Annotated in this window: 12 protein-coding genes; 7 read left to right on the forward strand and 5 right to left on the reverse strand. The window is 53.4% G+C overall.

The annotated features are described in order from the left end of the window. Positions 1-21: 21 nt before the first annotated feature. Positions 22-1,206, reverse strand: coding sequence for an HD-GYP domain-containing protein (locus JQC75_RS05200; protein WP_203326395.1), 1,185 nt, complete (start codon positions 1,204-1,206; stop codon positions 22-24). Between the two features lie 464 nt (positions 1,207-1,670). Further along, positions 1,671-2,582, reverse strand: coding sequence for a recombination-associated protein RdgC (gene rdgC, locus JQC75_RS05205; RefSeq protein WP_203326396.1), 912 nt, complete (start codon positions 2,580-2,582; stop codon positions 1,671-1,673). Between the two features lie 293 nt (positions 2,583-2,875). Between rdgC and JQC75_RS05210 the strand changes: the two genes are divergently transcribed. The 4 genes from JQC75_RS05210 to JQC75_RS05225 all read left to right on the forward strand — a co-directional run bounded on the left by JQC75_RS05210 (position 2,876) and on the right by JQC75_RS05225 (position 7,211). Next, entirely contained in the window at positions 2,876-3,802 is a 927-nt protein-coding gene (locus JQC75_RS05210; RefSeq protein ID WP_203326397.1) for a porin, read from the forward strand. 186 nt (positions 3,803-3,988) lie between these two features. After that, a complete protein-coding gene (phoB, locus tag JQC75_RS05215) occupies positions 3,989-4,678 on the forward strand; it encodes a phosphate regulon transcriptional regulator PhoB (protein WP_011759190.1) in 690 nt (229 codons plus the stop codon). A 71-nt stretch (positions 4,679-4,749) separates the two neighbouring features. Next, positions 4,750-6,054, forward strand: coding sequence for a phosphate regulon sensor histidine kinase PhoR (phoR, locus tag JQC75_RS05220; RefSeq protein ID WP_203326398.1), 1,305 nt, complete (start codon positions 4,750-4,752; stop codon positions 6,052-6,054). A gap of 185 nt (positions 6,055-6,239) precedes the next feature. Beyond that, a complete protein-coding gene (locus JQC75_RS05225) occupies positions 6,240-7,211 on the forward strand; it encodes a PstS family phosphate ABC transporter substrate-binding protein (protein ID WP_203326399.1) in 972 nt (323 codons plus the stop codon). A 187-nt stretch (positions 7,212-7,398) separates the two neighbouring features. Here JQC75_RS05225 and JQC75_RS05230 read toward each other — a convergent pair whose 3' ends face one another. Continuing rightward, positions 7,399-8,301, reverse strand: a complete 903-nt coding sequence (locus JQC75_RS05230) for a collagenase (RefSeq protein WP_203326400.1) — start codon at positions 8,299-8,301, stop codon at positions 7,399-7,401. 140 nt (positions 8,302-8,441) lie between these two features. On the opposite strand from JQC75_RS05230, the gene JQC75_RS05235 reads away from it, so the two are divergent. Then, positions 8,442-10,226 (forward strand): M1 family metallopeptidase, encoded by a 1,785-nt coding sequence (locus JQC75_RS05235; protein WP_239002084.1) that lies wholly within the window; start codon positions 8,442-8,444, stop codon positions 10,224-10,226. A gap of 631 nt (positions 10,227-10,857) precedes the next feature. On the opposite strand, the gene JQC75_RS05240 is transcribed toward JQC75_RS05235, so the two are convergent. Next, positions 10,858-11,352: a glutathione peroxidase gene (locus tag JQC75_RS05240; RefSeq protein WP_203326402.1), complete on the reverse strand. Its 495-nt coding sequence runs from the start codon at positions 11,350-11,352 to the stop codon at positions 10,858-10,860. Between the two features lie 149 nt (positions 11,353-11,501). Here JQC75_RS05240 and JQC75_RS05245 point away from each other — a divergent pair, with 149 nt between their 5' ends. Then, the gene (locus tag JQC75_RS05245; protein ID WP_203326403.1) at positions 11,502-12,878 is read left to right on the forward strand and encodes a magnesium transporter; all 1,377 of its coding nucleotides are present in this window, start codon (positions 11,502-11,504) and stop codon (positions 12,876-12,878) included. Further along, positions 12,875-13,387, forward strand: coding sequence for a GNAT family N-acetyltransferase (locus tag JQC75_RS05250; RefSeq protein ID WP_203326404.1), 513 nt, complete (start codon positions 12,875-12,877; stop codon positions 13,385-13,387). The genes JQC75_RS05245 and JQC75_RS05250 overlap by 4 nt, the downstream gene beginning before the upstream one ends. Here JQC75_RS05250 and JQC75_RS05255 read toward each other — a convergent pair. Further along, a complete protein-coding gene (locus tag JQC75_RS05255) occupies positions 13,371-14,231 on the reverse strand; it encodes a DMT family transporter (protein WP_203326405.1) in 861 nt (286 codons plus the stop codon). The genes JQC75_RS05250 and JQC75_RS05255 overlap by 17 nt on opposite strands. Positions 14,232-14,275 lie beyond the last annotated feature (44 nt).

Genomic DNA, 14,275 nt, shown 5'->3' on the forward strand with positions numbered 1-14,275 from the left:
GTTTGCCTGTACATCAGTTTGTCAGTGCCATATTTCGCGCATCGCCGGTTCGGTCAGAAACGTGTCAACCAGCAGCGGGTCGAGAATACTGCCCTTGAGTCCTTTAATGTGGGTGAGAGCCTGTTCATAGGTCATTCTGAATCTGGGGTCAGGATGGCAGAGTAAGTCATCCACCGTATCTATCAGTGCGACGACCCGGGCTGCAAGGGGAATGGATTTACCCTTGAGTTTACCGGGGAAACCTTCTCCATCCCAACGCTCATGGTGGTAGGCTGCTATGTCTCTTGCCATCGCAAGCAGCACGCAGTCAGGGGCTTCACGCAACAGCTCCCCAAGCAATCGGTCACCGATAAGCGTGTGTTTATAGCGTTCGGTTTCCATGGCCGGTGTCATGGTGAGCTGCTTGCTTTGCAGGCTGTCGGCCACCCCTATCATGCCTATGTCATGCAAGGTGGCGCTGAGGCCAATATTCTCCGCGAATTCCGGGGTTAATTCGTCTGGTCGATGGGGCGATCTCAGCAGTGCCTGGGTTAACAGCTCACTGGCTCTGGCGATACGATTCAGATGCCTGGCCGAGTCTGAATCCTTGAAGCCGGAAAGCCGTGCCAGGCCAAGTACTGTTGCCCGGCGCGATGCATGGGTCCGCTCAAGGGAATCAGATAGTTTGTCGGTAAGAAATCCTGTGGCCAGGCATAACATCACGTTGATAGTCAAAAAGTTAAGCACCACCACCAGATATATTTCCAGACTGTAGTCGGGCAATTCTGGCCAGGGTAGCCACCCGGCCGTAAAACCCAGACCCATGGCGGTCAGTGTGAGGGCGGTTAACATCAGACAATAAATGCCGATTCGTCGCCCAAGCAGCAGGGTCCCAATCAGCGGGAACATAAATAGCCAAAAAAAGCCCGCACCTGTGGGGCCAATGGACCAGATAAAGGCGACCCCTATCCCGTAACAAAGCAGGCTGCCCATCAGATAACGCTGCTTATCTTCCAGTTCGGGAAACAGCAGCAGTGCAATCAGTGTCAGGTACGCGAGGGTGTCTACCACGACCATGGACCACAGACCCTGTTTCACACACAGATACACGCTGGTGATATAAACAGGAACACAAATGATGGCCATGGCACCGAACAGGCGACGGAAGATAATCTGACGCCAATGGGCGAGGTCCGTTGGATATTCATCCCTTGAAAGTTTGGACATGCAGTCTCAACCTGTGCCTTCGAGGCTATTTGTATAACAGGAAAAGGTTAATATCCTTGTTTTTAGCATAGTTGCAAGTGATTTCAACCTTTGTTCCAGCCCCAAATCCCCTGTGAACTTCGTAAAAATAATCAATGATGCTTCTTACGATAAATCGATACTCACCATGGATTTGAGCTAAGAGAGCACCAGCCATCCAAGGCGCGCCCACATCAGCACAAAGAGTATGGCGCAGACCGACAACATGGCAAAGGTCATACCCGGCGCGTTCTGGGTAACGCCTCATCGGCGCGTATTTGCCGGGCAAAAGAAGAGTAAAAACCTCAGCGCATAAAGCCCAGCAGAAAGGTGCTCCTATTACCTGTAGCCTTGCCGACCAGCATGACTCTCTATTTTGTCTTGGGTTAAGGGGAGGGCGGATAAAAAAACAGGGCGCCATGGCGCCCTGTTTTGAGAGTGCGGAATTACTCGTCTTTGGGCAGGCCGCCCAATGCCTCAACCAGCGCATGCATCAGTGCGACCAGCTCGCTGCCCATGAGGGCGAAATCGGCATCGAGACGGGCCATGGGGTCATCGTTGCCCAGGTCGTCATTGCCGGCGCGGAACTCCTCTGAGAACTTAAGACGCTTGAGGCTGGCATCGGATTGCAGCAAGAGGGCGATGGACTGGCCGAAATGCAGTGCCAACTTGTGGACTTCTTTACCGGTTTCCAGGTGAGCCAGCACCTCATCTTCGGTTAACACCTGCTGCTTGAAGCGCACAATGCCACCTTCTTCGGCAGCCGATTTAAGCTCTGCCTCATCCTGCATGATAAAGGGCGCAGTAGCTTCACCGGCCTTGAGCCACTCGGTCATGGTGTGCTCAACCGGTACGTTGAACGACACAGGGATCACTGGCAGCGAGCCCATGGCCTTACGCAGCAACGCCAGCAGCTCTTCAGCCTTGGTGGCACTGGAGCTGTCCACCAGGATCATGTCGATTTCAGGCAAAATCAGCGCATGGATTTGACTGCGACGGGAAAACGCCCGTGGCAGCAAGCTGGTGGTGATTTCGTCTTTTAATGCATCTTTTTCTTTCTTGGTCAGCTTGCGGTTTTCTTCATCCTCAAGCTGCCCCACTTTTTCTTCCAGGGCTTCTTTGATGACCTGACCGGGCAGAATCTTTTCTTCTTTGGTGGCACAGATCAGATGACGGTTGTTGGCGCTGTGCACCAAAGCGCTGCCGTGTTTACCAAGCGCTTTTGAAAACCCGAACTTACTCACGTCCTGGCTGGAGCAAGGGCTGAAGGTAAAGTCTGCCAGGGCCTTTTCCAGCGACTCGGCGTCGATGTTGATTGGCTTGTTAAAACGATACAGGGTGAGATTTTTAAACCACATAATTGCACTCGGCCACGAAACGAAAGCCCGAGTGTAAGCCATCGCCCGTGGCGGGTAAACCGGAAATCGAGATGACAGTCAGATGGCAGTAAAGCAAATTCACAAAAGTGTCATTAAAAGATGTTTTGTAGTTAAGTTTTTGAAAAATAAAGATTGTCAACCTTGCCTGTAACGCGTTTGCTGGAGATGTAACCACTTGAGCAAAAACTGAAATAAAACTGAAACACTCAGATTGCAAACTTGCGCTCGTTCCAAACCAATAACCAGACGCACTGAACGTCGCAAAGGATTAAATGATGAACGCTTTTAACAAAACTCTGCTTGTTTCCGCGCTGACCGCTGCTTCTTTGGCTTCTGCCCAAGCGGCTGAACCTGTAACTGTTTACGGCAAACTGAACGTAACAGTGCAGTCTAACGACGAAGCCGGTGATTCCGAAACTGTGGTACAGAGCAACGCCTCTCGTCTGGGTGTTAAAGGTGCTTTCGAACTGAGCTCTTCGCTCGAAGCCTTCTACACCATCGAGTATGAAGTGGATACCGGCAATGATGCCAAGGAAAACTTCCTGGCCCGTAACCAGTTTGTGGGTCTGAAAGGTAATTTCGGTGCGCTGTCTGTGGGTCGTAACGACACCATGCTGAAAATCGCCCAGGGTAAAGTTGACCAGTTCAACGACCTGTCAGGCGACCTTAAGAGCCTGTTCAAAGGTGAAAACCGTATCGAGCAGACTGTGACTTACCTGTCACCGGAGTTCGGTGGTTTCAAAGTGGGTGCTACCTACGCCGCTGAAGGTGCCAAGTCTCAGGCCGGTGAAGACGGTTTCTCTCTGGCCGCCATGTACGGTGATGCCAGCCTGAAGAAAACTGCTTTTTACGCTTCTGTGGCCTATGACAGCGAAGTAAAAGGTTACGACATCCTGCGTGCCACTGTTCAAGCCAAGCTGGCTGGCCTGGTATTGGGTGGTATGTACCAGCAGGAAGAGAAGTCTGTTGACGGTGACAGCAAGACAGGTTACCTGGTGAGCGCCGCTTACAACATCGCTGATGTGACCCTGAAAGGTCAGTTCCAGGACATGGAAGATAAAGGTGACTCCTGGTCTATCGGTGCTGACTACAAGCTGGGCAAGCCAACCAAGGTATTTGCCTTCTACACCAGCCGTGACATGGAGTCTGCCGATGACACCGACAACTACATCGGTGTGGGTATCGAACACAAGTTCTAATCGGACTTTGAAACAGTAAAAAAGGAGGCTTGGCCTCCTTTTTTCATTTTTATAAACAGCTAGTTAATTCGTCTGATTATGACAATTTCTGCTGAAATATGTCATCATTTACCCCGGCGATCATAAATTTGTCACAAAACTGACCAATAATGGCCATCGTGGACATTCACTGATAGAAAACCGCTTATGACTGCAAGGATTTTGATTGTTGAAGATGAGTTGGCCATCCGCGAGATGCTGACATTCGTGATGGAACAACACGGTTTCACGACCTCGGTTGCCGAAGATTTTGATTCGGCATTGGGACAGCTTCAGGAACCCTATCCGGACCTTATCCTGTTGGACTGGATGTTTCCGGGGGGCAGTGGTATCCAGCTCGCCAAACGCCTCAAGCAGGACGAGTTTACCCGCCAGATCCCTGTCATCATGCTCACCGCACGAGGTGAGGAAGAAGACAAGGTCAAGGGCCTGGAAGTGGGTGCCGACGACTATATCACCAAGCCCTTCTCACCCAAGGAGCTGGTGGCCCGCATCAAGGCTGTATTGCGCCGCGCTGCGCCAACCCGCCTTGAAGAAACCATCGACGTACAGGGATTGACCCTGGATCCTGTCAGCCATCGCGTCACAGCCGGTGACACTGTGCTGGACATGGGCCCCACCGAGTTTCGTCTGCTGCACTTCTTTATGACTCACCCAGAGCGTGTCTACAGCCGTGAACAGCTGCTGGACAATGTCTGGGGTACCAATGTGTATGTGGAAGACAGAACCGTAGACGTGCACATTCGCCGTTTGCGCAAGGCCGTTGAGCCTTCGGGGCACGACCGCCTTATTCAAACCGTCCGCGGTGCAGGATACCGTTTTTCCACTCGGGTTTAGTTCGGGATAGGCACAGTTAGCCGGATAGGTTATCTTGTGCCCCCAGACACTACCCTCAGCTGGATATAGCTATGTTTGACTCCTATTCAGGGTATCGCCTGGCCTCCAGGCTGATGATTTACCTGCTTGTCACCCTGGCTCTCGGTTTGCTCATTGGTGAGCTTAGTCTGACGCTGTTGGCCGGTTGTGTGGTGCTGCTGTTTTGGCACTATCGCCAAATCGGCAGGCTTACCCACTGGCTGTGGCATGACAGACGTCTGACACCGCCACAGGGCAGCGGCAGTTGGGAAGGTATTTTCAATGGTATCTACCGCCTCCAGGGAAAAAATCGCCGCCGGGTGTCACAGCTCGCCGGTTTGCTGGGCCGTTTCCGTCAGGGGGCTGAGGCGCTGCCCGATGCGGCTGTGGTACTGGATTCTGATAAAAATATCCTCTGGTGTAACAAGCTCGCTCAGCTGATGCTGGGGCTGGTTTGGCCACAGGACAATGGCCAGCGAATAGATAACCTTATTCGTCATCCGGATTTTTCGGCCTACCTGAAAACCCACGATTTCAATGAGCCGCTGGAGCTGCCTTCGCCGGTTTCTGACAAACGCCTGCTTGAACTGAGACTGATGAAATATGGCGACAGGCAAATGCTGCTCATTGCCCGTGATATCACCCGTATCCGTCAGCTGGAAGGCATGCGCAAAGAGTTTGTTGCCAACGTTTCCCATGAACTCAAGACCCCACTGACGGTACTGCAGGGGTATCTGGAAATGATGCAGGGGATGACGGAGCCGGACGACATGAACGCCAAGCCGCTGGCACTGATGCAGCAGCAGACACGGCGTATGCAGTCCATGGTGGAGCAGCTGCTCACCCTGTCGCGTATTGAAGATGCCGCCGATGTGGATCTGGAAAAAACCGTCAACATGGCGCTTTTGATGGCTGCCATTAAAGACGAGGCTGAAGCCCTGGCGCAGGGCGAATACACCTTGCAGTTTGATATTCAGTCCGGGCTGAATGCCCATGGTAATGAGGTGCTGCTAAGAAGCGCCTGCAGTAATCTGGTGTCCAATGCCATTCGCTATACGCCGCCCGGTGGGATCATTAAAGTCAGTTGGCGCCAGATTGCCACCGGTGGCCGCTTTCAGGTGGAAGACACAGGCGAGGGCATAGCGCCACAGCATATCGGCCGCCTGACCGAACGCTTTTACCGGGTCGACAGCGCCCGTTCACGGGCGACGGGAGGCAGTGGTTTGGGACTGGCGATAGTGAAGCATGCCTTGGCCCATCACCACACTGAGCTGTATGTCAGCAGCCAGCTGGGTAAGGGCAGTATCTTTGGCTTTGTGATCCCGTCACATCTTCTTGAGCCCCAAAAGGGCCCATAAGCGCATTCTTGACTGATAAAGGCAGGCTTAGGCCTGTCTTTTCTTTTTGATAAATATTGTGTTTTAGCTTTTTTCGAAAAAAATGGGTCATGTCATCTAAGTGTCACATCAGAGTCATAGACTTGTCATTGTGGCAGTTGATACTGGCTGCGTCTTAAGAAAAATGGTTCAACACTGGAGCAATTATGAAACTGAAACAGCTTGTCGGCGCCATGACCCTGACCGCCGCCGGTTTATTCACCGCCGCCGCCTCGGCTGCACTGGACCCAGCCCTGCACACCTACGAAAAAACCAGCGGTGTGTCTGGTAACCTGTCGTCTGTAGGCTCTGATACCCTGGCCAACATGATGACTCTGTGGGCTGAAGAGTTCAAAACCATCTACCCTAACGTGAACATTCAAATTCAGGCTGCCGGTTCTTCTACTGCGCCACCAGCCCTGACTGAAGGCACTTCTCAGTTCGGCCCCATGAGCCGCAAGATGAAGCCAAACGAAGTGGAAGCCTTCGAAAAGCACTATGGTTACAAGCCAACTGAAATCCGTGTAGCCATCGACGCCCTGGCGGTGTTTGTGCACAAGGACAACCCAATCAAGGGCCTGACCATCGAGCAGCTGGACGGCATCTTCTCTTCTACCCACAAGTGTGGTGGCACCGACGTAGTACGTTGGGGCGACCTGGGTCTGGAAAGCAGCTGGTCTGCCAAAGATATCCAGCTGTACGGCCGTAACTCAGTATCCGGTACCTACGGTTACTTCAAAGAGAAAGGCCTGTGTAAGGGTGACTTCAAGGCCAACGTGAACGAGCAGCCCGGCTCTGCCTCTGTGGTGCAGTCTGTGTCTCAGTCACTTAATGCCATCGGTTACTCAGGTATTGGTTACAAGACCGCCGGTGTGAAAGCCGTTGCTCTGGCCAAGAAAGGGAACGAGTTTGTTGACGCCAGCATCGAAAACGCGGCCAACGGCACTTACCCACTGTCACGTTACCTCTATGTTTACGTGAACAAGCATCCAAACAAGGATCTGGCCCCAATGGAGCGTGAGTTCATCCGCTACGTGCTGTCCAAGCAAGGTCAGATGGTTGTTGAGAAAGACGGCTACATTCCGCTGCCTGCCAGCGTAATCGCCAAGGACCTGGAAAAGGCCGGTATCCGCCTGTAACAGTCCTCGCCAATCAAAACGCCTCCCCCGGGAGGCGTTTTTGTTTTTAAGCGAGAATGGCTTATTCGAAACAGGCAAAAAAAACGGCTCCCAATGGGAGCCGAACAAGTGTCTTTCCAAACTAAGGATGGTCGCGCTAGAAACCATCAAAAAAGGGAGGATGATGAACGATGAACAACTCGGTTCATTAATTCAGACCGGGCGTTTTTGGATTGGTTCCCGCCACTGGCAAATTTTTTGACATTTTTTTCAACCACAGCGAAAACTCATCATCCATACTGGTATGCCACTCCCGTACCAGCGCCTGATAGCGGGGATAGTCACCCTTTCGGGTAAAGCTGAGCATCTGTTCCAATTTGTCTTTGTGGTGCTCCAGCATAAAGCGCACCGCCAGATAGCCCCAGCGGTAAACCCGCTCGCTGCCACCGTTTTGCTCGTAGCTGGTGTCGAAAATCTCACTGAGGCGGTAACTGCCTTTTGCAGCCAGTTCAATGGCGGCAGGATTGTTATCCCCCCAGGCCAGATATTCCGCGAGCCCCTCAGACCACCACACCAGATGGGGCAGTAAAGGTGCCGGCTTGGGGCAATACTCAGGGGCACTGTGGGAGTCGTGCAATGACGCGCAAAAGTCGCCATAGAGGTTAAAGCGGCCATCGAGATAGTGCACGTACTCATGGCGCAGATTCCAGATTTTGCCCTGTTTTTGATAGGCCACAAATTCGGCCTGATTACCGGGTCGCTCCGGATGTCCTTCCAGATACATACCGCCATTGTCGCTTGGCACATCGAAATGGGCGGTCACATAGGTTCGGTAGGCCTCTGCGTCGGCATAGATGTTGGCTCTCATGGCCACATTGTTGTCGTCCCGTACCGGCCTGCCATGGGTCTTCAAGAGCGCATGAAATCTTTGTTCCTGGTCGCCCATGAGCATGCAGGCCTCATGGATTTGTTCTGCGGTCAGGGCCTGGGCGCGGATAATCAGCGTTGGGCTGCACTGGTGAGTTATCTTTAGTATGGCGTCCACGGAGGGCAGATTTTGAGCCGAGCCCATGGACGATAGTAAGCTTAAGGACAGGAGTAACAGACGCATTCAATTTCTTAGTATTTGTGAATATTGTATGCAATATTGAGCAATTTACAGGCATTGTCAATCTTTCAGGGCTTAGCCTCTTGGTAGCAACGGCCGGTAACTGCATACTTAAGTGTAGATTTTTCAATATGGATTTCGTTATGCACCAGTGGGACAATCGGCACGACTATCACTCTTTCGCCAATACCGACAGTATCAGGGTGACACACCTGTCACTCGACCTCGCCATCGATTTTGACGCCAGATGCTTGCAGGGCAGCGTGCGCCTGGATTTTGTCAGAAACGAGGGAGACGCTGCCGATGTGCTGGTGCTGGATACCCGGGCGCTGGCCATTGAGTCCATTAGCGATCTCCATGGGCAGCCGCTGGACTGGGGACTGGGGCAGGCCAGTGAGATCCTTGGGCAGGCGCTCGAAATTATGCTGCCAGCCGGGATTACCAGTGTGCTGGTGCATTACCACACCACAGAGGATGCTGAAGGTTTGCAGTGGCTCGATGGCCCTCAAACCCAAAGTGGCAAGCCCTATCTGTTTTCGCAATCGCAACCCGTCAATGCCCGCAGCTGGATCCCACTTCAGGATACCCCCAAGGCCAGGGTGACTTTTGATGCCAGAGTCCGTGCCAGCCAGCCCTGCAGGGTAGTGATGAGCGCCCTCAATCAGGCCGATATGCCTGCAAATGGTGTGTTTGAGTTTGTAATGGATAAACCCATGCCGACCCATTTGCTTGCCATTGCTGCCGGTCAGATTGACCGGGTACCTGTGAGTGAGCGCAGCGCCGTATTCGCCGAGCCTGCCATGGCAGCGCTTGCCGCCAGAGAATTTGAAGATATCGAAGCCATGATGCAGATGGCCGAGTCGATTCTCGGCCCCTATGCCTGGGAGCGTTATGACATGTTAATTCTGCCGCCCAGCTTTCCATTCGGCGGCATGGAAAACCCCTGTCTGGCCTTTTTGACCCCCACCCTTATCGCCGGCGACAAGAGTCTGGTATCCACAGTGGCCCATGAGCTTGCCCATTCCTGGACAGGTAATCTGGTGAGTAACGCCACCTGGCGCGATCTCTGGCTCAACGAAGGTTTCACCACCTACTTTACCAATCGGATTGTGGAAGCCGTGTACGGCAGGGAGCAGGCTCAGCTTGAACTCATGTTGGAGTACGGCAGGCTGAAAGAAGAAATGGCGGGTATGCCGCTGCCACGCCAAACCCTGCCGGCCAATTTACAGCAGGAAGACCCCAACGCCGCCTTTAACCGCTTTACCTACGATAAGGCGTCGATGTTTGTACACTTCCTCGAGGCTCGCCTGGGCCGAACTGACTTTGATGCCTTTTTGCGGGCCTACATCGAGCGATATGCCTTTGTGGCTATCACCACGGAAGACTTTGTCGAGTATGCCAAAGGCACCTTGCTGCAAACCCATGGGGATAAGGTCACCGAGGCAGAGCTCAGGGAATGGATTTATGGTGAAGGCTTGCCCGCAACCTTTATGCCGCCCATGTCGGAGAGTTTGGGGTGGGTGGTCGAGTCTATGACAGAGTGGTTGGAAGGGCAGCCTCTGACGCCTGAGCGTCTGTTTGGCTGGCGAGTGCAGCATTGGCAGTTCTTTTTGAATAACCTGCCCGAGCAGCTATCCCAGGAGCAGCTGCTTGAGCTGGATGAGCGTTTTGCCCTCGGTTCATCCGGTAATGCCGAAATTGCCTGCGATTGGTTCAGGGTAGCCATCCGTAACCACTATGACCCGGTATTGGAGCAGGTCGAGGCATTTCTGTGCCGTATTGGTCGGGCCAAGTTTGTCCGCCCGCTGTTTTTGGAGTTGCAGATAGCCGGTTATCGAAGCGAGCTTGAGAGCATCTACCACAAAGCCCGTGAGAGCTATCATCCCTCACTGAGGGTACAACTGGACAGGATACTGTTTAACGAGTAACAGCGGCTGTCTGCCTTGGCTGAGTGTTCGAAAAGGGCGTCTCGATAAAGACGCCCTTTTTCGTTGGCACTGTATCGTCACGCTGGTGGCAAAGCCCTGATACGCCCGGAAAGTGGAGGGGGCGAGGGGGCAAAATTTGAATAAAAAAAAGGCAACCAATGGTTGCCCGAGATGTTCAAGTCAGTCACAAGAGCCTGTTCAATGCGCCAGCAACAAGCCTATGCTGAAAGGGAGAATGATGATGAACGTTACCCATGCAGCTGTCGACTCATGTCGACTGCAAAAATTCGGTTCACTTATTCAGACAGGGCCTTTTTCAAGAAGTTCATCTGCAGTTGAAAAAAATTAAAAAAATTTTATTGGTCAGGCAAAAGCCAACGGCGCTGATGGCGGAAATTGCTTGTTGCCGGGCTTTTGAAGCATAAAAAAAGGCAACCTGGGGAGGTTGCCATGTGATCCTTCATTGGACCAAGGGGACTGCGCTAGTAAGTCCCAGGGAGAATGATGAACACGAAAACCCTTTTCAATGTTCACTATGTTTGAGTCATGCGTTCGGTAAAAAGTTCCACGCCGAGGCGCAAAAAATAGCGAAAACCGCTGATTTTTTACTATCTCCCTGATCCAATGCTGATTATTCTGCTGCTTCGTTAAGCAGTGCCTCGATATCCTTTTCCAGTTTTTGGGGATCTGTGGTGGGGGCGAACCTGTCTCTCACCTTGCCGTCACGGCCGACCAAAAATTTGGTGAAATTCCACTTGATGGCCTTGCTGCCCAGGAGGCCCGGCGCCTCCTGCTTAAGATGAGTAAACAGCGGGTGGGCCTGTTCGCCATTCACATCAATCTTGGCAAACAGCGGGAAAGTCACTCCAAAATTGAGTTCACAGAAACTTTGGATTTCTGCCTCATTTCCTTGCTCCTGGGCACCAAACTGGTTGCAGGGAAAGCCCAGTATTTCCAGGCCTTGGTCGTGATATTTGCGATAGAGGCTTTCCAGCCCCTGATATTGCGGGGTAAAGCCACATTTGCTGGCGGTATTAACTATCAATAAGACCTTACCGCGATAGTTGGCCAATGGCTGCTGCTCGCCCTTGATGGTGGTGGCGGCAAATTGATACAGATCCGTCATAACAATGCTCCGGGTAGAAAATGAACAAACACATTCTAGATGTATTTACTTGGGTGTGCAATTAAATTGTGCGCAATATAATTGCTCGGTTGATATGACACAGGAATCTCAATATAGTCAGCCACAAGATGTAACCAACGGACGCCGCCGTGACAGAAAATTTGCCAGAACAGGAACCTAACCTGGCCCCACAGAATGAAGTGGGCCTAGTCGTACAACAGTTAACCGGCGCTGAGGGCCAGGCACAGGCCGAGGTGTTCTCAGAGATTTTGGAAGAAGCAGAGTCTGGCACTGTGGCGCTGCTGCTGGAAGCCTTGCCGCTGGATGAGCGTTATGAGCGATGGCAGCAGGTGGAGTTCGCTGACAGGGTAGAAGTGCTCAGCCTGATGCGTGCAGACCCACGCATGGGCATCTTGCGGCGCATGCCAGACGACGAAGTCGACCTCTTGTTTGCCCAGTTAAGCCCTGAAGATTTGATTGAGTGGAGTGATTACCTCCCCGAGAGCTTTACCGACAGGGCGCTGGCGCAAATGGGCGAGCGCCAGCGTCAGCACTTCGAGCTCTATAACCAGTATTCCGAAAACGAAATAGGCCGTTATGCCGACCATCAGATGCTGGTGCTGTCAACCAAGGCAACCATAGGACAGGCACAGCGTTTTTTCCGCCGTATCGAACTCGACTGTAATGACTCCCTGTTTTTGGTGGATGAAGAAGACCACTTTCGCGGTGCCGTCAGCCGTTACGAGGTGTTCAGAAGTAATCCCGATGAGCCACTGCTGAGTCTGATGGACGAAGACAGTCGTGCCATCAGCGCCGATGCTACCCTAATGGAAGCGGCTGAACTGCTCGAACACAGCCGCGATGTGGAACTGCCGGTGGTGGACGATGAAGGCGGGCTGATTGGCCGGGTGACCTTGAGAACCGCCACCGAGTTGGTGCGGGAGCATTACGAAGCCCAGCTGATGGCAAGCGCCGGTATGAATGAAACCGACGACTTGTTCGCCCCCATTATGAAAGGCGCACGGCGCCGTGCCGTGTGGCTGGGCATTAACCTGCTGACGGCCTTTCTGGCGTCGGCCACCATTGGCCTGTTTGAAAATGTGCTGTCTCAGGTGGTAGCCCTTGCGGTGTTGATGCCCATCGTTGCCTCCATGGGCGGCATTGCCGGCAGCCAGTCGCTGACGCTGATGATCCGGGGTATGGCCATGGGGCAGATTTCGGCCGGTAACCTCTGGTCGCTGATGAAAAATGAGCTGGGCATAGGGGCCGTAAACGGTGTGCTTTGGGCTATCGTCATTGGCGCAGTGTCTGGCTGGTGGTTCAGCAATGAAATTATCGGAGTAGCCATTGGCTGTGCCATTCTTATCAATATGCTGGTAGCAGCCGGTGCCGGGGTATTGGTGCCCATGGTGCTGCAGAAAATGGATCAGGACCCGGCACTGTCAGGCTCAGTGATCCTGACCACGGTGACAGATGTGATTGGGTTTCTCAGTTTCCTCGGCCTTGCAACCATCCTCTTTCTATGACGCCAACACTCACCATTAGCCCAGCCTGCTGCGACGCTGATATTGCCCAAGCCGCAGAGCTGATTGACAGCCGGGATGATAATCATCATCCCCTCGACAGGGCGGCGCTCGCCAAAGCCAGACTCTTGCTGCTCGCCAGGCTGGACGGCACCCTGGTGGGTTGCGGCGCCATCAAAGCGGGCGACGGTGAGGTGGCAGAGCTTGGTTATCTGGTGGTGGCCTCGGGGTTTCGCCGCCTCGGCATTGGTGCCAGGCTCACAAAGGCCCGGATTGACTGGGCCAGAGGGCAGGGTATAAAGCTTCTGTGGGCGACGGTGAGAGCGGAGAACCAGGCCAGCCGTGACAACTTGCTCAAGGCCGGTTGGCAATTTTACGGGGATTACCTCAGTATCCGCGGCACAGGAAACACCATAGGCTGGTATGTGTTGCCGCTGCAGCAAGGGCTCGACATTCAGGCCTTAATGGCCGGCCCCATCGGCAATCGAACTCCCGTCAGTCCGCCCGGCTGAACCGTCTTCGCCACAGCCCCTGGAGCTGCGGGTAAACCGGCAACACCGCCGAGCACATCACCAAAGCAATTCCCATCAGGCTCAACCAGTTGGGCACCTCACCCAAAAACCACAGACCGAGCAAGGTCGCGAACACCAGCCCCGTGTACTCTGCCGGGGCCAGCTGGCTGGCATCGGCGCGTCGATAGGCGTGGATCACCAGATAGGTCATACCCAGATAAAAGAGCGCCAGCAGCATGCCCACGATGGAGGCATCCCAAGCCAATGGTGCACCCTCGAAAGCGGCCGCGGGGATCAAAAACACCATGGCAAAGGCATTGGACCAGAACAGGGTACTGAAAGGATGCTCGGCGGCGGCATAGCGCTTCAAAATGAGGTTGTTACTGGCGCTGATAAGGGCACCCAGCACTGCCAGCAGCAGGTAGGGATTGAGGCTGCTTGGCTGACTTATCATCAAAATACCGCCAAAACCGATAATGCCTGCCACACTGCGCCTGTAACCTATGGTTTCTTTTAAAAAGACAGCAGACATCACCAGCAGCATCAGCGGCGACAGGTAAAGCACCGCAGTCACTGAGGCCAGTGGCAGGTTCATGATGGCGATGAAAAACAGCCCGTTGCCAAGGCCAATCAAGAGCGCACGCACCATGTGTACCCGGTACAGGGGACTGATGCGCAGCCCCCCCTGAAGCCGCCAGACAAAGGGCAGCACCAGCAGGGTGGCAAACAGCTGGCGATAGAGCACCAGTTGAAATACCCCCGTATTCGGGTCGAGAAGTTTGATTAACAGGCTGCCGGTGGCAATCAGCCACTGGGCCAGCAGTATCATCAGCAGCGCTTGCATTGAAACCCACACAGAACAGACCAAGCCGCCTAAAATACCACCGT

The sequence above is a fragment of the Shewanella litorisediminis genome (genome assembly GCF_016834455.1).
In the GTDB taxonomy this organism is placed as follows: domain Bacteria; phylum Pseudomonadota; class Gammaproteobacteria; order Enterobacterales; family Shewanellaceae; genus Shewanella; species Shewanella litorisediminis.

Excerpts from the sequence above, each read along its gene's own strand:
- JQC75_RS05200 (WP_203326395.1), bottom strand. The coding sequence starts at position 1,206 with ATGTCCAAACTTTCAAGGGATGAATATCCAACGGACCTCGCCCATTGG.
- rdgC (WP_203326396.1), bottom strand. The coding sequence starts at position 2,582 with ATGTGGTTTAAAAATCTCACCCTGTATCGTTTTAACAAGCCAATCAAC.
- JQC75_RS05210 (WP_203326397.1), top strand. The coding sequence starts at position 2,876 with ATGATGAACGCTTTTAACAAAACTCTGCTTGTTTCCGCGCTGACCGCT.
- phoB (WP_011759190.1), top strand. The coding sequence starts at position 3,989 with ATGACTGCAAGGATTTTGATTGTTGAAGATGAGTTGGCCATCCGCGAG.
- phoR (WP_203326398.1), top strand. The coding sequence starts at position 4,750 with ATGTTTGACTCCTATTCAGGGTATCGCCTGGCCTCCAGGCTGATGATT.
- JQC75_RS05225 (WP_203326399.1), top strand. The coding sequence starts at position 6,240 with ATGAAACTGAAACAGCTTGTCGGCGCCATGACCCTGACCGCCGCCGGT.
- JQC75_RS05230 (WP_203326400.1), bottom strand. The coding sequence starts at position 8,301 with ATGCGTCTGTTACTCCTGTCCTTAAGCTTACTATCGTCCATGGGCTCG.
- JQC75_RS05235 (WP_239002084.1), top strand. The coding sequence starts at position 8,442 with ATGCACCAGTGGGACAATCGGCACGACTATCACTCTTTCGCCAATACC.
- JQC75_RS05240 (WP_203326402.1), bottom strand. The coding sequence starts at position 11,352 with ATGACGGATCTGTATCAATTTGCCGCCACCACCATCAAGGGCGAGCAG.
- JQC75_RS05250 (WP_203326404.1), top strand. The coding sequence starts at position 12,875 with ATGACGCCAACACTCACCATTAGCCCAGCCTGCTGCGACGCTGATATT.
- JQC75_RS05255 (WP_203326405.1), bottom strand. The coding sequence starts at position 14,231 with ATGCAAGCGCTGCTGATGATACTGCTGGCCCAGTGGCTGATTGCCACC.